We start from the raw sequence: 18,146 nt of genomic DNA on the forward strand, positions 1-18,146 counted from the left end.
GTTGCCCATTGACGTGACTGCATTCGTCCAGTTCTGTCAACATAACTCGAACACGACTGGAGCTGCTATGCCTCATGCCAATCCGGCCTTTTCACGCGCCGAATATGATCGCCGGCTTACCAAGACGCGTTCCGCAATGGCAGCCGCTGGTTTAAATGCCCTGTTTGTGCAGGACCCATCGAATATGGCGTGGCTGACCGGGTATGAGGGCTGGTCCTTCTACGTGCATCAGGGCGTCGTCGTTCTACACGATGCCGATCCAATCTGGTGGGGCCGCAATCAGGACGCCAACGGCGCGCGGCGCACGGTCTGGATGAGCGATGACCGCATTCACGGCTATGCAGATAACTATGTTCAATCGACCGAGCGGCACCCAATGCAAGACCTTGCTAAGTTGCTGCTTGAAAATGGCCTTGGGCAGGCGCGTATCGGGGTTGAGTTGGACAATTACTATTACTCGGCCAAGGCGCATCTGACATTGGCCGCCGAATTGCCTCAGGCCACGTTGGTCGATGGCAACGCTTTGGTGAACTGGCAGCGTGCCGTGAAATCCGGTGAAGAGATCGCCCTGATGCGCAAAGCTGCGCGGATTTCGGAACATGTGATTGATGGGGTGATAGAACGGATCGAACCCGGCCTGCGCAAGAACGAACTGGTGGCGCAGATTTACCATGACGCGGTCTCGGGCGTGGGTGAGGATTGGGGAGACTATGCCGCCATCGTGCCCCTTCTGCCCTCGGGGCCCGATGCCGCTGCGCCGCATCTGACATGGGATGGCGCGCCATTCAAAACCGGGGAGTGCACCTTCTTCGAGCTCTCGGGCTGCTATCGCCGCTATCACGCACCTTTCTGCCGGTCGGTATTTCTGGGTCAACCGCCCGACCACCTGCTGCGGGCCGAGGCCGCGCTGGTCGAGGGGCTTGAGGCTGGGCTAAACGCCGCCCGCGCTGGCAATCGGGCGCGCGATATCGCGCTGGCGCTGGCCGCCCCGCTAGAACGCGCCGGGATCGAACGCGGCGCTCGATGCGGGTATCCGGTGGGTCTCAGCTATCCGCCGGATTGGGGTGAGCGCACCATATCCTTGCGCGCGGAAGATGAAACCGTTCTGGAACCCGGCATGACGTTCCACTTCATGCCCGGTCTTTGGATGGACGACTGGGGGCTTGAGATCACCGAGACCATCCTGATCACCGACTCCGGCCCTGCAGAATGCCTGTGCAACCGGCCCCGCAAACTGTTCATGAAACCATGACCCTGACCCGAACCAAAGATATTCTAGCCGATCTGATTGCGTTCGAGACGGTCTCGGCCGACAGCAATCTTGAGATCATCCGTTTTCTGACCAACCACCTTCAAACCTTGGGTGCGCGCTGTATCGAGACGCGCGATGAGACAGGCAAGAAGGCCAATGTCTTTGCCACCCTCGGCCCCGACATACCCGGCGGTATCCTGCTGTCTGGTCATACGGATGTGGTGCCGGTGGCCGATCAGGACTGGACCTCGGACCCGTTCGAAATGGTCGAGCGTGATGGCCGCCTGTATGGGCGCGGCACCTGCGATATGAAGGGGTTTATCGCGGCATCGCTCGCCTTTGCCGAAGCGTTGGACGTCGAAAAACTGACCCAACCGCTGCATTTCGCCTTTACCTATGATGAGGAAACCGGCTGTCTGGGCGCGCAGAATTTGGTCAATGACCTCTCCGAACGCGGCATTGTTCCGGACATTGCCATCATCGGCGAACCGACCGAAATGCGGGTGATCGAAGGCCATAAGGGTTGCTTTGAATACACCACGCGTTTTACCGGTCTGGAGGGTCACAGCTCGGCCCCCGATGACGGCGTGAACGCTGCCGAATACGCCGCGCGCTATGTCAGCAAGCTGTTGGAATTGCGTCACGTTCTGAAGTCCCGCGCCCCTGCGGGCAACTTGTTTGAACCCCCATGGACCACGATCAATGTCGGGTTCTTCAACGGCGGAGTGGCCCATAACGTGATCGCCAGCAAAGCCGAGATCGGTTGGGAAATGCGCCCGGTGCAGGCCAGTGACGCGGACCTCGTCAACCAGACGCTCAGCGATTACGTGACCCACACCCTGCTGCCCGAGATGCAGGCCGTCCACCCCGAGGCCAGCATCACCCAAGACGTCGTGGCCGAGGTGCAAGGGCTGGAGCCGATGGAGGACAACGCCGCCCGCAAACTGGTGGCCGAGCTGACCGGCGCCAATGGCACCGGCACCGTCGCCTTCGCCACCGAGGCCGGTCTGTTCCAGCAGCTTGGCGTTCACGCTATCGTCTGCGGCCCGGGCTCGATCACACAGGCGCACAGGGCCGACGAATATGTCGAGATCGAGCAGCTGGACCTGTGTTGCCGGATGCTCGACCGATTGGGCCGCCGCCTGACCGCCTAGCCCGCGCCGTGGGTCCGGTCATAGGCGGAGCGCGGCGGCTGAACATGGGCCGCGCGGGAATCCGCGCCGGGGTCATAGACCTCCATCAGCAGCGGATAGCAGGCGGCCACGTCCGAGGAATGTTCGGATGAACAATCGCCGCCGGGACAGGCCGACAGCCCCACGATCAGGTCAATCTCGGCGTAAAACTCAAGAAAATCGCCCGGTCGCACCGGGCTGGCCTTCATGAAATACTGCCCTGTGTCGCGGGTAAAGCCGGTACACATGAAGACATTCAGCACGTCATGCACATGCATCTCGGCCTCGTGCAGCGGCAGATCGCAATGATCAGCCAAGGCGCGGGTTAGGTTGGAATGGCAGCAATAGTGATAGTCGTCCCCCGACAGCAGCCGCCCCGTATAGGGATCACAGCGCGTCCCGATCACATCATGCACCGAGCCGCCATAGGCATCGAACCCGTACCAATCCAGCGTGTCCCCCACGATGGTTGCCATCGGGCGCATGTTGGGAAAGCTGGACCACATGCGGTCGCCGGTCGAAAGGTGCGTACCGTGCAAAGCGCGGGTTTTGCCGGAATAGAACCGCTCGGTCAGGTCATGCTTGTTCCACATGTTCAGATCGCCGACCTGCGGGCCATCCACCGACACCACGCGCACAAAGGCCCCGGCGGGCACCTCGATACAGGCCGCATCGCGCGGGGCCGCCGTGGCCTCAGCCGTTTTGACCGCGCTTTGCCGCAAGGTGTTCAGCCCGGCGATATCGGGTTGGGGCAGCGTATCCGGCGGATAGCAGACGAGCGGAGGGATGTCCTTACGCGCCCCCGCATCTGCGGGGGCTGGGAAGTGGGGTGTCTTCAGTTTCATGCGCGCTCTCCCTGTGTTTCCACAGGTTTAGCGCATCACAAACGGGTTCGCCATCGGCTCTTGCGCGGTGCTGATCCACGTGGTTTTGGTGCGGGTGTAATCCAGGATCGCCTCAACCCCGGCCTCGCGCCCGTAACCTGACTGATTGAACCCGCCAAACGGCGCAATCGGGGAAATTGCGCGATAGGTATTCACCCAGCAAATCCCCGCGCGGATGCGTTTCGACACCCGATGCGCGCGCGCAAGGTTCTGCGTGAAGACGCCGGAACCCAGACCATAAGGCGTGGAATTGGCAAGCGCGATGGCCTCTTCTTCGGTCTCGAACGGCAGCAGAGACATGACCGGACCGAACATCTCGACCTTCAGAGTCTCGGTCTCAGGCACTGCGCATTCGACCAGCGTGGGCGTCATGTAATTGCCCGGGCGATCTGCGGGCGCGCCGCCAAAGCGGATTTTCGCCCCCTGCCCTTGGGCTGTGGCCAGTGTCGCCTCAATCTTGCTGACCTGCGCGGCGGTGCACAGCGGGCCGACATGGGTGTCGGGCTGCAGCGGATCGCCCAGCCGAATAGCGCTGGCCTTTTGTGAAATCTTTTCGATCAAAGGCTCAAGGATCGAACGATGCACCAATCCCCGCGTCCCCGCCACACAGCTTTGACCCGAGGCCCCGAAATTCCCGGCGATCAGCCCGTTTGCGGCCCCGTCCAGATCGGCGTCGTCAAACACAAGGATCGGAGATTTCCCGCCCAGCTCCAGCGAGGTCACCGCGAAATTCTCGGCCGAGTTTCGCACCACGTGGCGTGCAGTCTCGGGCCCTCCGGTAAAGGCAATGCGGTCCACATCCGCGTGGCGAGTCAGCGGGATGGCGCAGTTCTGGGCATCACCGGTGATGACCGAAACGACGCCGGGCGGGAACCCGGCCAATTCGATCAGCCGCGCGAATTCCAACATCGGCGCGGGGGCGATTTCCGAGGCTTTCAGAACCACCGAGCACCCCGCCGCAAGCGCCGGGCCAAGCTTGGTGGCTGTCAGAAACATCTGAGCATTCCACGGGACAATGGCGGCGACAACGCCAATCGGCTCGCGCGTGGTAAACACGTGCATGTCGGGCTTGTCGATCGGCAAAACAGTGCCTTCGACCTTGTCCGCCAGCCCCGCGAAATAGCGGTAATAGTCGGCCACATAGCCCGTCTGCATCGCAGTTTCCGCCAGCAGCTTGCCGCTGTCGGCGGTCTCCAGCTCGCCCAATTTCTGCGCGTGCTCCGCCACCAGATCGGCCAGCCGGTACAGTAACTTACCGCGCGCTGTCGCCGTCATGTCGCGCCATGCGGGGTCGTCCAACACGCGCTTGGCTGCGGCCACAGCGCGATTCACGTCATCGGGCGCGGCGCAGGCGAACGTGGCCCAGCCCTGCCCGGTGGCCGGGTTTTCCGAGGTCATGACCTGCGCATCCTCACCCTCGGACCATGCGCCGTCAATGAAAAGCTGAAAATGTGGAAGGTTTCCCATGGTGTTCCTCACTGAAAGGCTGGCATGACGTCGTCGATGAACCGCGCCAGCGAGGCGCGCTTGCGGTCATTGGTCATGCCGCTATCGACCCAGAACGAGAACTCATCATAGCCCAGATCCTCGTACCGTTTGATCCGGTCAATCACCTGCTGCGTTGTGCCGACGGTCAGATCCTGGCCCAGTTTCTCGGTCGTATACATCGGATTGGCGTCCATCTCCTGATCCGAGATCGGCTGGATCAACCCTTGCTGCACGGGCCGCTTGTTCAGGAACCATGCGCCGAAGTAGTTGTAATAACGGCGTAATTCCTGCACACCCTGCGCCACGTCATCCTCATCCGCACCGACATAGGTGTGATGCAACAGCATGATCTTGGGACGTGGGCCGGAATAGCTTTCGCAGGCGGCATTAAAACGGCCCATCAGCGTTTCGATCTCTTCCATGCCCTGCCACAGCGGTGTGACCTGAATGTTGAACCCGTTGTGAACTCCGAACTCGTGGCTGTTGGGATCGCGCGCGGCAATCCAGATCGGGGGGCCATATTCCTGATACGGCTTGGGGGCCGAGGTGGCCGCCGGAAACGAATAGAACTCTCCCTCATGCGCGCAATCCCCGCGCCAGATTTGCGGCACCAGAGGGGTGCATTCGCGCATGCGCTGCCCGGCCTCCCACGCATCCATGCCGGGCATCAGACGCTCGTATTCATAGGAATAGGCCCCGCGCGCGATCCCCAGCTCGATCCGGCCCTTGGTCATCTGATCCGCAGCCGCGGCCTCGCCCGCCAGTTTGATCGGATGCCAGAAGGGCGCGATTACCGTACCAGTGCCCAGGCGCACATTCTTGGTGTGATGCGCCAGATCGACCAGAGACAGGAACGGATTCGGCGCGATGGTGAATTCCATCCCGTGATGTTCACCCGTCCAGACCGCGCGCATGCCGCCATCATCGGCCATTTTCACGAGGCTCACGAACTCATCATACAACACGTCATGGGGCTGATCGGGTGTCAGACGTTCCATATGGGCAAAGAGAGAAAACTCCATCAACCGGCTCCTTTGTCGAAACTGTGCAGCTCACCCCGGTCGGCATCGCCAAGGTAGAGCGAAAAATCCCCTTCGCGCGCTTCCAGCGCAAAGCGTGTCATCATTTTGCCCACCGACGGGGTGGCGTATGTCAGGTTGGGCAGGTGTTCGATGGCGATCCACTCGGTTCCTTCGGGGATCGCTGCCCCGGCGAACGACGCCAGAAAGAACGTGTAATGCAGCTTGGTCGTCGCATCGTTGAACGAGGAATAGACTTGCTCTAGCCGCGCCTTGATCCCCCGATCCGCCAGACCCTGCGCCAGACGCAGACGCTGCCCGCCGGGCTCGGCACCGGCGATGTGGAAGGGGCTGTAGGTGGTCCCCTTCCGCTCCATCAGAACCGCGTCGCCGGCCCGGATGATCGCGCCGCAGATGGTGGGCTGATCGCTGTCCATCTCCTGTTCCAGCCCAAGACTGAAATACGAGCCGCCCACATAACCGAGCCCCCGGCCCCCGGCATGCGAGAAATCCGTGACCTGCCCGATCAGCACCGTATGATCTCCCGCCGGGATCGCCTGATGGGTGGAGCAACAAAACTGCGCCAGCGCCCCGTCGATCAGCGGCAGATCATGGGCCCCTGTGCTGTGGGCCACTTTGGCGAAACGGTCGCCCTTATAGCTTGCGAACGTGTTCGAGGCGTCCTGCTGCCCCTCGGCCAGAATGTTGACGGCAAAGTGGCTGCAGCCCGCAAACACCTCATAGCTGGATAAGAACTTGCCCGGACAGACCAGCAACAGCGGAGGATCAAGCGAGACAGACGAGAACGAATTGGCCGTGAACCCGACTGGGTTGCCTGATGCATCGCGGGTGGTCACCACAGTCACACCGGTCATGAAACTGCCGAAAGCGTCGCGCAGCGCGCGGGGATCAAGCGTCATGAATGGCACTCCTTAACAAACGACAACAGAGTCGCGTTGACCTGTTGGGAATGTGTCATCGGCATCATGTGGGCGGCGTTCGGGATGATCTCGGCCCGCCCGTTCGGGGCAAGCGCGGCCATGTCTCGCGACATGCGCGGGGTCGAGTTCGGCTCGTCCTCGCCCGTCAGAAACAGTGCTGGACAGGAGATCGCAGCCAACTGCTCGGCAGTCGGGCCGTTGCTTTCGGCGAAGACGGTATAGGCGGCCTTGTAAGCGCGTGGATCGACCTTTTGCAGCCAGCTATCGCAGGCGTCCCGCTCGGGGGATGCCCTGTCATCGAACCAGCGCTGCAACGTGGTCGAGGGGTCATTGGCCCGCTCGGCATCCAGTGCATGCGCCCGCGCCAGAACCGCCGTGCGGGCTTCATCCGAGCGCTGGAAAATCGCGTTCAGCGCGGCCACGCCTTTGACGTTTCCGCCCTCTGCCGCAATCCGGGTTGCGATCAGTGCGCCCATCGAATGCCCGATCAAAACGGCCGGTTGGTCAATCAGCGCCGCCACGGGTGCGGCATAGCTCTCTAGTCCCTCCACCGGGTTAAACGCTGAGTCCCCGTGCCCCGGCATGTCCGGGCACAGCACCCGGAACCCAGCCGCGACCAGAGCGTCAATCTGCGCGCCCCACGCCTCGGCCCGCAGGCCAACACCGTGCAACAGGATGACCAGCGCCCCCTCGCCCGCGTCAATCGCGGCGAGGCCGCCGATCTCAGACCGAGGCCGGGTTATCCACATCATGTCCCAGATCCTTCAGGTCTTGGTAGCGGTCTCCGATCCGATGATGTGGCCGCCCTGTGGTCGCCCCGCCCAGCACCACCACGACCTCATCCGCACGCGGCGCGTCGGGGATGGAGAATTGCAGAGTCAGATAATGCGACCGGCGGCCCGCATCGTTCTTGTCCATCATCGGCACCATGATCGGCGTATTCGCCGGGCCGCGCGTGTTGGTGAAGGACAGGTAGGATTTGGCCCCCACCGCCTGCCGGTAAAAATTACCGAAATGCAGCGTGTGGATCAGGCCCGAGGCATGTTCAACCTCACCATCCAAACCCACCACGGCCGCCTTGCCATAGGCTTCGATCGCCTCACCGCTGCCAGCCAGCGCCACCATCCGTTCGGTCATCATCTCGCCCAGCACCGGACCATAGGCCAGAATTTCGGGGCGCAGGTCTTCGACATACCGTCCGGCCCAAGGGTTCTTGATTACAGCGGCCACGGCGAACATCCGCCACGGGCGCTCCGCCGGGCGGAAGCCTTCGATCAGAACCTCTTCGTCATACGTCACAATTTTGCGGATTTCTGGCTGCACGGTGTCCTCCTGCGTGTTGCGCGGAATATCCACGGCAGAGTCATGTTTTGACAAATGAAAGAAGTTCAGCCTTAGGTATTACCATCACTACTAGGTAGGTTACCGATGGCCAAAACTCTGCCCCCGCTGACATGGTTCAGATCCTTCGAGGCCGCCGCCCGACGGCTAAGCTCCACCGCCGCAGCAGATGAGATCGGGTTGACCCAATCCGCCGTCAGCCAGCAGATCCGAGCGCTGGAAACGCGGCTGGGCGTTGTATTGTTCCACCGCCACGCGCGCGGTTTGTCTCTGACGGACGAAGGGCGCAAATTGCTGCCGCAGGTTGAGGCCGCGCTTGAGATGCTGGAAACCGCAGCCTCTCCCTATCTGACCGAGGAGAAGGCACGCCACATCACCGTTGCTGCCTCGATCAGTATCATCGAATGGGTGATCGCCCCCGCCCTGCCCGCGTTTCAGGCGCAACACCCCGAGACATCGGTTCGCTTTGTCAGCACGATCTGGCCCGACGAATACGCCGCTGCGCGTGCTGATGTGGAAATCCGCTTTGGGTCGGCGAAACAGGTGGGCAAGGACGCGGTGCCCCTACAACCCAATCGGCTTGTGCCGGTGAAATCCCCGGCGCTTGCGGGCGAGGCTCTGCCGCTGATCGAATCCGTGGGCACCTCGGACAGCTGGGTCACTTGGGCCGAGACAACAGGCCAAACCATGGGCACCCCGACTTATTTCGTGGATTCCTATGGTCTGGCGCTGCAGATGGCGGCGTCCGGCAACGGGGTCGCCTTGGTCAACCAACTGATCGCCGCACACGCGCTGGGTTCTGGTCAAGTGGTGCGGGCCTCGGACCATATTGCCCCTGCGACCGAGGGGTATTTTCTGGCCGTCCAACGCCGGTCAGCCGAGATAGACGCCTTCACCGCGTGGTTTTCCGACTTGCTAAGGGTCTGATTCAGACATGTCTATGTCGCATCCGAGGATATCAAACCGCGCCAAAATAGTGAATTCTGGCGAAAAAGGTCCGATTCATGCGATATTCCGGCTTTCGAGTCATCAAAGAGGCACTGACCGGCCACAAGGGCTGGAAACCGGTCTGGCGCGAGCCTGAGCCCAAATCCCATTACGACGTCATCATTATTGGCGGCGGCGGTCACGGGCTAGCCACGGCCCACTATCTGTCCAAAGTCTACGGCCAGCGCAATATAGCCGTGGTCGAGAAAGGCTGGATTGGGGGCGGCAATGTGGGGCGGAACACGACCATTGTGCGCTCGAACTATATGCTGGACGGGAATGAGCCGTTCTACGAGTTTTCGCTGAAACTGTGGGAGGGGCTGGAGCAGGACGTCAACTATAACGCCATGATGAGCCAGCGCGGGATCATCAACCTGTTCCATACCGACGGCCAGCGCGATTCGTATATCAGACGCGGCAATGCGATGATCCTGAACGGTGCGGATGCGGAACTGCTGGACGCCGATCAGGTCCGGGCCGAGCATCCCTATCTGAATTTTGACGACGCCCGGTTTCCGATCAAAGGCGGTCTGGTCCAGCGTCGCGCGGGCACGGCACGCCACGACGCGGTGGCTTGGGGCTATGCGCGGTCGGCGGATTTGCACGGTGTCGACATTATCCAGAATTGCGAGGTAACGGGCCTGCGGATTGAAAACGGCACCTGCTTGGGCGTCGAAACCTCAAAAGGCTTTATCGGAGCCAGCAAAGTGGGCTGTGCGGTCGCTGGAAACTCGGGGCGCGTGATGGGCATGGCCGGGATGCGGCTGCCCATTGAAAGCCATGTGTTGCAGGCGTTCGTGTCCGAGGGGCTGAAGCCCGTCCTGCCCAGCGTCATCACCTTTGGAGCGGGCCATTTCTATGTCAGCCAATCCGACAAAGGCGGTCTGGTCTTTGGCGGCGATATAGACGGCTACAATACCTACGCGCAACGCGGCAACCTACCCGTGGTCGAGGATGTGTGCGAGGGCGGTATGGCCCTGATGCCCATGATTGGCCGGGCGCGCTTGCTTCGGATGTGGGGCGGCGTGATGGACATGTCGATGGACGGCTCACCCATCATCGACCACACTCCGGTTCAGGGGCTATATTTCAATGGCGGCTGGTGCTACGGCGGGTTCAAGGCCACGCCTGCCTCGGGCTATTGCTTTGCGCATCTGCTGGCAAAAGATGAACCGCATCCCGTTGCCACCGCCTATCGTCTGGACCGGTTCCGTACTGGCCGGATGATCGACGAAAAAGGCGCGGGCAACCAGCCCAACCTGCACTAGAGGGGACCACGGAAATGATCATCAACCACCCTCTTCTTGGGCTTCGCGATGCCTCAGAGTTCACCTATCTGGGCGATGCATCTCTGATCGACCGGCCCGACGGGACGGCCGAGAATGCCGCCGATGCGTTCTATGACTATGCCTATCTGCGCGACAATCCCGCCGGTGAACACCGCGAGCTGTGGTATCACGAAGCCGGGGACCGGTCTTGGCTAGTTGTCACCCGCAACACTCTGACCCACGAGATTTCCAAGGTTGAACTGGCCCGCGATGTGGCCCGCGCGCGGGGGCGTTCGAAATGACGCAAGCAAACCGGCTGACCGGCGGGCAGATCGACCGCGATACGACCCTGAACTTCTACTTCGACGGACGCAGCTATACGGCGCATCCCGGCGATACTCTGGCTTCTGCGCTGCTGGCCAATAATGTGCGACCGATCGGGCGGTCGTTCAAATACCACCGCCCACGCGGGCTGCTGACGGCGGGATCCGAGGAACCCAACGGCATGGTGGAACTGCGCGCAGGTGCCCGCAAGGAACCCAACACCCGCGCCACGACGATCGAGATGTTCGACGGGTTGATCGCAAACTCGCAAAACCGCTGGCCAAGTCTGCGATTCGACGCGCTGGCGGTGAATGACTTGTTTTCCAACTTCCTGTCGGCGGGGTTCTACTACAAAACCTTTATGTGGCCCGCCGCGTTTTGGGAGAAGCTGTACGAGCCGATCATACGCCGCGCTGCTGGCCTTGGCTCACTGTCGATGCAGGCCGACCCGGATGAATACGACAAAGGGTTTCGTCACTGCGATCTGCTGATCATCGGTGCCGGGCCTGCGGGTCTGATGGCAGCGCTGACCGCCGGGCGTGCGGGCGCAGATGTCATACTGGCAGACGAGGATTTCACGCTGGGCGGACGTCTCAACAGCGAGACCTTCTCGGTCGGCGACCACAGCGCGCCCGATTGGGCTGCACAGGCTGTGGCCGAACTGTCGGCAATGCCGAACGTTCGACTGATGCCGCGCACCACGGTGATCGGAGCTTTCGACCACGGCATATACGGGGCCGTCGAGCGGACGGGCGATCACTTGCCCTCGCTGCCCGCTGGCAAACCGCGCCAGATCCTGTGGCGGATCTATAGCCAAAAGGCGCTGCTTTGTGCCGGGGCGACCGAGCGGCCGATTGCGTTTGAAAATAATGACCGACCCGGCATCATGACGGCCAGCGCGCTGAGAACTTATGCCAATCGCTTTGCGGTGACAGCTTCGCCTCGGGTTGCGATCTTTACCAACAATGATGACGGCCACCGCACGGCCGCGGACCTGCACGCCAAGGGCGTTAAAATCGCGGCCGTGGTAGATGTGCGCAACGATGCCCCGCTCAGCTATGACTATGAGGTGCTGAAAGGCGCGCAGGTCATAAACACCAAGGGCCGTCTGGGCCTGAGCTTTGTCGAGGTCGCATTGCCCGATGGTTCGACCCGGACACTGGACTGTGGCGCGCTGGGCGTGTCGGGCGGCTGGAACCCGAATGTCCACCTGACCTGCCACCAACGCGGACGCCCTGTTTGGAACGAAGCCCTTGCTGCTTTCGTTCCGGGAGAAAACCTACCGGTCGGCATGTCCGTCGCAGGTTCTGCCAATGGCGTGATGTCGACCCATGGTGCGCTGCGCTCGGGCACCGAAGCGGCCGCTGCCGCGCTGAACCTGAGCACCCTGCCCGACCTGCCAGAAGCCGAGGACGCGCCCATAGCGCTAAAGCCGTTCTGGTATGTGCAGGGCTGCAAACGCGCCTGGGTCGACCAACAGAACGACGTGACTGTCAAGGATGTGAAGCTCAGCTATCAGGAAGGCTTCCGCTCGGTCGAGCATCTGAAACGCTATACCACGCTTGGCATGGCAACCGATCAGGGCAAGACTTCGAACATCACGGGCCTTGCCATCATGGCCGAGGTTGCGGGCAAGTCGATCCCTGAAACCGGCACCACCATTTTCCGCCCGCCCTATACCCCTGTGCCCATCGGCGCGTTCGCCGGCCGAATGACGGGCAAAGACTTTCACCCGACCCGCCTGACCCCGTCACACCATTGGGCCAAGGAACGCGGCGCGGTGTTTGTCGAGGCCGGGAACTGGCTGCGCGCACAGTGGTTCCCCCTGCCCGGTGAGACGCATTGGCGCGAGTCCGTCGACCGCGAGGTACGCCAAACCCGCGCCTCGGTCGGGGTGTGCGATTGCACCACCCTGGGCAAGATCGACGTGCAGGGCACGGATGCCGCCGAGTTCCTCAACCGCGTCTACGCCAACGGCTTTGCCAAGCTGGCGGTGGGCAAAACCCGCTATGGGCTGATGCTGCGCGAGGATGGAATGGTCATGGATGATGGCACCGCCGCGCGGCTGGCCGAGGATCATTTCGTCGTCACCACCACCACGGCGAATGCTGTAAGTGTCTATCGCCACATGGAATTTGTGCGCCAGTGCCTGTTCCCGGACATGGATGTGCAGCTGATTTCGACCACCGATGGTTGGGCGCAATACGCGGTGGCGGGGCCGAATTCCCGCAAGCTTCTGCAAAAGATCTTGGACCCCGAATTTGATATTTCGAACGAGGCTTTCCCCTTCATGGCCTGCGGCAAGATCACCGTCTGCGGTGGACTACGGGCGCGGCTGTTTCGTATCTCGTTCTCGGGCGAATTGGCGTTCGAGATCGCCGTCCCGTCGCGCTATGGCGACGCACTGATGCGGCGGCTGATGACCGAAGGCAAAGAGTTCGACGTCACCCCCTATGGCACCGAAGCGCTGAGCGTGATGCGCATCGAAAAGGGCCACCCGGTCGGCAATGAGTTGAACGGCACCACCACGGCGCTGAATCTTGGTCTGGGCAAGATGGTATCAAAGAAGAAAGACAGCATTGGATCGGTTCTATGCGAACGCGAGGCCCTGATCGCGCACGATGTGCTTAAACTGGTCGGCCTGAAACCGGTCAACCCCGAGGAAAAGATCACCGCTGGCGGCCACTTGATGAACACGAATGGCCCGGTCGATGCGGCGCATGATCAGGGCTATGTGACCTCGGCGGCCTATTCGCCCAATCTGAACAGCAATATCGGGCTGGGCCTGCTGAAACGCGGCGATGCGCGGATGGGAGAGAAGATGCGCCTTGTGTCGCCACTGACCGACCTAACGGTCGAGGTCGAAATTGTCTCGGCCCATTTCATTGACCCCGAAGGAGAACGTCTGCGTGCATGATCTTGTAGCAATAACCGCCCTCGGCGGGGCCGCGCCGCGCGTAGACACGGTCGGGCCGGTCACATGTACCGAGGTGCCCGACGTGGCGCTGTCCTCGGTCGCGGCCCGGTTGGGACAGGAAGCCAAGGCACGTGAGGCGCTGGCCAAAGTGATCGGCGCGCCTGCACCCGACATCCAGCGCATAGCAGGTGGCGAGACAACCGCCTTTTGGTCCGGCCCCGATCAATGGATGATTGAGGCCCCATATAAAGGCCACCACGACCTTGCGGATCAGGTTAAGGCAGGCGTAGGGAATACGGCGTCCGTCACCGAACAGACCGACGCCTGGGTACGGTTCGACCTGCGCGGCGATGGCATTCCGTCAGTGTTGGAATTGCTAAGCCAACTGGACCTGCGCCGCCTACCCCCCGGCACCGCAGCACGCTGTTCGATCCACCATGTCGGGTGTTACCTTTTGTGCCGCGATGCAGATCATTACAGCATATACGGCCCACGATCCTCGGCCGGGTCGCTACATCACGCTGTGCTGACCTCGATGCGATCGGTCTACTAAACTGATGGCAGTGGCGCGTTGCCCTCGACCCGGAATCGGTTGATCCGGCGGCGATCCTCGGCCGGGCTGAGTCCGAATGCAGCCCGGTAATGTGTCACCAAAGGCGCGGCGGAACTATAGCCGACCGATGCAGCGATCTCGGGGATCGGATCCGCTGTATACATCACCATCTGCCGCGCGGCCTTCATACGCATGGCCCTGTAGTAGTGACTGGGGCTTTTGCCGGTTGCCCGTTTGAAGGCACGTTCAATTTGGCGCGGCGTGACGCCTATTTCCCGTGCGACGTCGGCGATCGAGACTGGTTCGCTCATATCCTGCCCAAACAGCGTAACGCAACGCGCGACAAGCGGCGGAAGACTGTCGCCTGTTTCCGGTTGTGTGGCACTGGGCACCTGTTGGCGCACCCCGGCTCCACGCATCATGGGGTGCTGAAACCAACACGCAACCTCATGCGCTATTTCCGCTCCAAGACGATCCTGAATCAGATGCAATGCCAGATCAAACCCTGCTGCGGCCCCTGCGGCGGTGTAGCGCGTTGCGGTTCTGACGATGACTTCACTCCGGGCATCAAAATCGGGAAACTCGGCCTCGAACGCCGCTTCATAGCACCAATGGACCGAGACCGGTTGCCCTTGCATCGTGCCCGAGCGAACAAGCGGGAACACACCACCGCTGATCCCACCCAGAATTGTACCGTGTCGCCCAAGGCTGCGCAGAGCGGCATTTCCTGCGCTGGAGTTTTCAAACCTCGAGGTCGGGCTACTTAGCAGGAACAGAATGTCGACTTCACCGTGATCCAGCAAGCCACGCATTGCGTCAAATCCCACCTCGGCGCTAGAACGTACCTTTTGTCCGCGCTCGGACAGTAACGTCCAACAAAAGGTCTCCTGCCCTGCGATCTCGTTGGCGGCACGCAAAGGTTCGATAACCGAAGTCAGGCAAGCCATCGGAAAGCCATCAAACAGCAGAAAACCAATCTCGATTCTGTCATCTCTGCACATTGGATTATCCTGGCCGAAAGTCCGCATCCGTGAACAGATTCTTCACGAACGGAAACAACCCTGACGAATTACGGGCGCAGCATGCCAAGCATCCTCTCACGTCGACGTTGTATCGACTTGCGAAAAGCTAAATCACTGACCAGAGCCAGCGGAAGCAGAACCCTCTCACCGACGCCGTCGATGACAGTCAACTTTCCGCCACGCTCTTGAGCGCGCACTACGTTTTCATGGCTCATGTCTCCGACGATGATCCGTCCACGTTCCAGATCGTCCATTAGCTCGGCGAAATCATCGTGCAAACGCTTCAGACCAACGGGATCGTCTTTGACCAACAGCCACTCACTGTAAACCGTCGGCGCCAGCCCGCCATCGGGACCTGTCAGTTTTTCTACGGCCATGGCTGGCCCTAATGAGGTTGGTGCGTAACCCATAAACAGCGCAAGGCGCTCAATTTCTGGACACCCCCTGTGCAGCGCGGCGAGGTATTCGTTAGCCTCGCGGTTCCATTGGCGTAAATTGCCGTATCGTCTTTCGGCATAGCGCTGGACAGCGTGATTTCTGACAGGAATGTCCGCTCTGACCTTTAGCAGCGCGTCTTCGTGATCAGGGTGTTCGAAAATCAGGTAGTTGCGACTTTCTCGCAAAGGCTTACGCCCACTGAGATCAATCATTTAGTGTTGCCCTATGATAGAAGACGACGGTCGCGTCATTCGGAATAAAGTGTCAAACCGGAATTGGCTTAATAAAACCTTCTTAGAATTGTTACAAATGACTTTTGCCCAAACCAAATGAAAAACGCTCCGTCGGGAAAGACAGGGCGTAGTTAGTTCATACCGTCCTGTTACGGCCCGACCGGAGGCGGAGGCAACAGAAGAAAGCTGACCTCGCCCCGGCTTTCAACTACCGGAACATGTGTCCAATCCATAGGGTCGAAAGGAGGCGTTTCCTTTTCGCAATCTTCAGGTTGTTTATGACAGATAAAAACCTCGGCCCCGGTTAGATAAGCCAGGCGCAGCTGCAGCCCACGCGAAAACTGGATTCCAGCCGAACGCGCGCCGTTCAAGCCAAGAAATTCTCCATAAATATGGATCGCGCTCGTGCCTTCAGGAATGGACGCTGCCAAATCGCGGGTGGTTTTTTGCCATTCCGGAATTTGAAGGTAAGTCGCGCGTCCAAATAGGATCAACTTGATCAACAGCACATACATTATTGTAATCCGCGCGACACTCGCCCACCTGCCTGGTGTTTTGGCCATGTGCAAGGTTGCTGTGGTAAAGGTAAATCCAATGAGGATCCAAATCCAGCCATAGGCGCGCACAGGCACTAACACGCCAGACATCAGTGACTTGGCGAACAAAGGTGCAAGACCGGCCAGCGCTGCTGCCAAAACGGCTATCGCAGTGAACCGTTGCCAACGAAACAAGCAAACCCATGCCCCAACAAAAAACAGCAACAGCACAGCTCCGGTTCCTGCAGTCCCACCCCCGAATTGGCGGACGGTCATCATTAGAAACCTTTTTAGCTTGCCCAGATTTACTATCAGGTCATCCAGCGTTTTGGCTTCTGTCGGGGCCCGCCACTCGGCTATGGGGATACCGAAAACCCCGTGGTAGAGATAATTGAGCGAGTAAACCGACACGACCGCCAGGACGAGACTGACAAAGAAGACAAGCAGTGTGGTGACCATGCTTTTGTAAGTCTGTGGCGCTTTGTGCGACAATAACAGCAGCGTCAGCAACAGAAACGGATAGGTCGTATAGGCCATGAAGGACAGCGGCACTGCGATCAGCATCAAGGCCAGCGCGATCCGATGGGGCAAAAACACGACCGCAAGCGCAAAAAGCGCAATAACCCATGCCCCGGGCAACAACGTGTTGAACCAAAAGCTGATCAAAAATGTCGGGATCGATAGCACCACGAACAAGGTAAAGTAGCCGCGGTACCAACCCGGAGCATCCCGACCAAAAACGATCAAGGCTGTCGATGCCGCAAAAACGGCACTGGCGATCAGGTAGAGTACAAAACTGACGGGTGCAGGCCAAAAATACGGGCGAAACTGCCACCAGTAATTCAACCAGCGCCCTTCATCCAGCGCTTTTATATACGCCATTTCTTTGGTTCCCAGCAAAGCCGGGAAGTCATCATGCCGCACCAGCGGATCGAACAGTAAAGGCGCGTAAACCAGAACAAGCGCCCCCAGTCCCAGCAACGAAAACCGGATGACATCGCGTCCCAAAGACTGTGTACTCATCATTTACTCCGGTGAGCGCGAGCGATGACCGAGGCGCGAGCCTGCGCGATCGAGGTAACGGTTTTTTGCGGCAATTGGCGAACGATCATCTTGCGCAGGTTCCATCCGAAGCTGCCAACCTCTTTCAGAGCACCTGCCGCGACTTTAGTGTTCAAAACCTCTGTCGGCAGAGTTTCGGCTACTGCGTCACTGGCATAAAGAACGCTGTTGTAGCGATACCAAGGCTCAATCGAGCTGTCATTGAACAGAACGGGGCGCAAGCAGTCATAGGCAGTGTAACCACGCTCGGCAAACAGGCCCTGCCAGAATGCCAAAGGCTGCTCGTTGACGTGGAACTCTCCTCCCTGCCCGGGCACTGCCGCCGAAAAAAGTACGAGATCGCTGTGGGTTGTCAGGCTTTGCACAAGGTTGGCGGACGCCGCATTGGGAAGGTGCTCTCCGACTTCAAGCGATTGCGCCAAACCAAACTTTTGCCCCAAATCAACGGGCTTGCTCAGGTCTTCAGCATAAAAAGACTCGGGCGCGATAGCCAACCGATCCCGGTCAACGTAGTCACCATCGACCCCGGCAACATCCGGGCAACCGGCAGCTGCCCATTCGGACAACCATACACCTCGTCCACATCCGAAATCCACGACGCTTTCTGGTTTAACCCAAGCGTGCAGGCACTTAATCAACCGAACAGCCGACTGCCTTGCGCCGCGGTCGATATAGTCGAAGAACTCGTTGGAATAGATATGTGACATCT

At 60.1% G+C, this 18,146-nt stretch carries 17 protein-coding genes; 7 read left to right on the forward strand and 10 right to left on the reverse strand.

Annotated features, from left to right (window positions below):
* The first annotated feature begins 67 nt into the window (after window positions 1–67).
* Together ABWV79_RS15290 and argE are read left to right on the forward strand one after the other, a co-directional pair.
* A complete protein-coding gene (locus tag ABWV79_RS15290) occupies window positions 68–1,252 on the forward strand; it encodes a M24 family metallopeptidase (RefSeq protein ID WP_170353065.1) in 1,185 nt (394 codons plus the stop codon).
* The gene (argE, locus tag ABWV79_RS15295) at window positions 1,249–2,406 is read left to right on the forward strand and encodes an acetylornithine deacetylase (RefSeq protein WP_353392964.1); all 1,158 of its coding nucleotides are present in this window, start codon (window positions 1,249–1,251) and stop codon (window positions 2,404–2,406) included. Before ABWV79_RS15290 ends, argE begins: the two co-directional genes overlap by 4 nt.
* On the opposite strand, the gene ABWV79_RS15300 is transcribed toward argE, so the two are convergent.
* Genes ABWV79_RS15300 through ABWV79_RS15325 form a run of 6 tightly spaced genes read right to left on the reverse strand, consistent with a single transcriptional unit; the run spans window position 2,403 to window position 8,079 of the window.
* A complete protein-coding gene (locus tag ABWV79_RS15300) occupies window positions 2,403–3,269 on the reverse strand; it encodes an urea carboxylase-associated family protein (RefSeq protein ID WP_353392966.1) in 867 nt (288 codons plus the stop codon). The genes argE and ABWV79_RS15300 overlap by 4 nt on opposite strands.
* A gap of 27 nt (window positions 3,270–3,296) precedes the next feature.
* Window positions 3,297–4,775, reverse strand: coding sequence for an aldehyde dehydrogenase (locus ABWV79_RS15305; RefSeq protein ID WP_353392968.1), 1,479 nt, complete (start codon window positions 4,773–4,775; stop codon window positions 3,297–3,299).
* An 8-nt stretch (window positions 4,776–4,783) separates the two neighbouring features.
* Entirely contained in the window at window positions 4,784–5,818 is a 1,035-nt protein-coding gene (locus ABWV79_RS15310; protein ID WP_353392969.1) for an LLM class flavin-dependent oxidoreductase, read from the reverse strand.
* Window positions 5,818–6,735 carry a flavin reductase family protein gene (locus ABWV79_RS15315; RefSeq protein WP_353392971.1) on the reverse strand — a complete coding sequence of 306 codons (918 nt, stop codon included), beginning with the start codon at window positions 6,733–6,735 and terminating at the stop codon, window positions 5,818–5,820. Before ABWV79_RS15315 ends, ABWV79_RS15310 begins: the two co-directional genes overlap by 1 nt.
* Complete coding sequence (locus ABWV79_RS15320) at window positions 6,732–7,508, reverse strand: alpha/beta fold hydrolase (protein WP_353392973.1); 777 nt, start codon at window positions 7,506–7,508, stop codon at window positions 6,732–6,734. Before ABWV79_RS15320 ends, ABWV79_RS15315 begins: the two co-directional genes overlap by 4 nt.
* Entirely contained in the window at window positions 7,480–8,079 is a 600-nt protein-coding gene (locus ABWV79_RS15325; RefSeq protein ID WP_353392975.1) for an amino acid synthesis family protein, read from the reverse strand. Before ABWV79_RS15325 ends, ABWV79_RS15320 begins: the two co-directional genes overlap by 29 nt.
* A 105-nt stretch (window positions 8,080–8,184) precedes the next feature.
* Here ABWV79_RS15325 and ABWV79_RS15330 point away from each other — a divergent pair, with 105 nt between their 5' ends.
* From ABWV79_RS15330 to ABWV79_RS15350, 5 genes are all read left to right on the forward strand, one after another.
* A complete protein-coding gene (locus ABWV79_RS15330) occupies window positions 8,185–9,024 on the forward strand; it encodes a LysR family transcriptional regulator (RefSeq protein ID WP_353392977.1) in 840 nt (279 codons plus the stop codon).
* Window positions 9,025–9,101: 77 nt separating this feature from the next.
* Window positions 9,102–10,352 (forward strand): sarcosine oxidase subunit beta family protein, encoded by a 1,251-nt coding sequence (locus tag ABWV79_RS15335; RefSeq protein ID WP_353392979.1) that lies wholly within the window; start codon window positions 9,102–9,104, stop codon window positions 10,350–10,352.
* A gap of 14 nt (window positions 10,353–10,366) precedes the next feature.
* A complete protein-coding gene (locus ABWV79_RS15340) occupies window positions 10,367–10,654 on the forward strand; it encodes a sarcosine oxidase subunit delta (protein WP_353392981.1) in 288 nt (95 codons plus the stop codon).
* Window positions 10,651–13,593: a sarcosine oxidase subunit alpha family protein gene (locus ABWV79_RS15345; protein WP_353392982.1), complete on the forward strand. Its 2,943-nt coding sequence runs from the start codon at window positions 10,651–10,653 to the stop codon at window positions 13,591–13,593. The genes ABWV79_RS15340 and ABWV79_RS15345 overlap by 4 nt, the downstream gene beginning before the upstream one ends.
* Window positions 13,586–14,146 carry a sarcosine oxidase subunit gamma gene (locus ABWV79_RS15350; protein WP_353392984.1) on the forward strand — a complete coding sequence of 187 codons (561 nt, stop codon included), beginning with the start codon at window positions 13,586–13,588 and terminating at the stop codon, window positions 14,144–14,146. Before ABWV79_RS15345 ends, ABWV79_RS15350 begins: the two co-directional genes overlap by 8 nt.
* Here ABWV79_RS15350 and ABWV79_RS15355 read toward each other — a convergent pair.
* The 4 genes from ABWV79_RS15355 to ABWV79_RS15370 all read right to left on the reverse strand — a co-directional run bounded on the left by ABWV79_RS15355 (window position 14,143) and on the right by ABWV79_RS15370 (window position 18,144).
* The gene (locus ABWV79_RS15355; RefSeq protein WP_353392986.1) at window positions 14,143–15,147 is read right to left on the reverse strand and encodes a GlxA family transcriptional regulator; all 1,005 of its coding nucleotides are present in this window, start codon (window positions 15,145–15,147) and stop codon (window positions 14,143–14,145) included. The two genes, ABWV79_RS15350 and ABWV79_RS15355, sit on opposite strands and share 4 nt — an antisense overlap.
* 68 nt (window positions 15,148–15,215) lie before the next feature.
* Window positions 15,216–15,818, reverse strand: coding sequence for a YrbL family protein (locus tag ABWV79_RS15360; RefSeq protein WP_170353040.1), 603 nt, complete (start codon window positions 15,816–15,818; stop codon window positions 15,216–15,218).
* Window positions 15,819–15,988: 170 nt separating this feature from the next.
* Window positions 15,989–17,398 carry a hypothetical protein gene (locus tag ABWV79_RS15365; protein ID WP_170353038.1) on the reverse strand — a complete coding sequence of 470 codons (1,410 nt, stop codon included), beginning with the start codon at window positions 17,396–17,398 and terminating at the stop codon, window positions 15,989–15,991.
* Window positions 17,398–18,144, reverse strand: coding sequence for a methyltransferase domain-containing protein (locus ABWV79_RS15370; RefSeq protein ID WP_353392988.1), 747 nt, complete (start codon window positions 18,142–18,144; stop codon window positions 17,398–17,400). The genes ABWV79_RS15365 and ABWV79_RS15370 overlap by 1 nt, the downstream gene beginning before the upstream one ends.
* Window positions 18,145–18,146: the final 2 nt, after the last annotated feature.

It is taken from the genome of Ruegeria sp. HU-ET01832 (assembly GCF_040371315.1).
In the GTDB taxonomy this organism is placed as follows: Bacteria; Pseudomonadota; Alphaproteobacteria; order Rhodobacterales; family Rhodobacteraceae; genus Ruegeria; species Ruegeria lacuscaerulensis_A.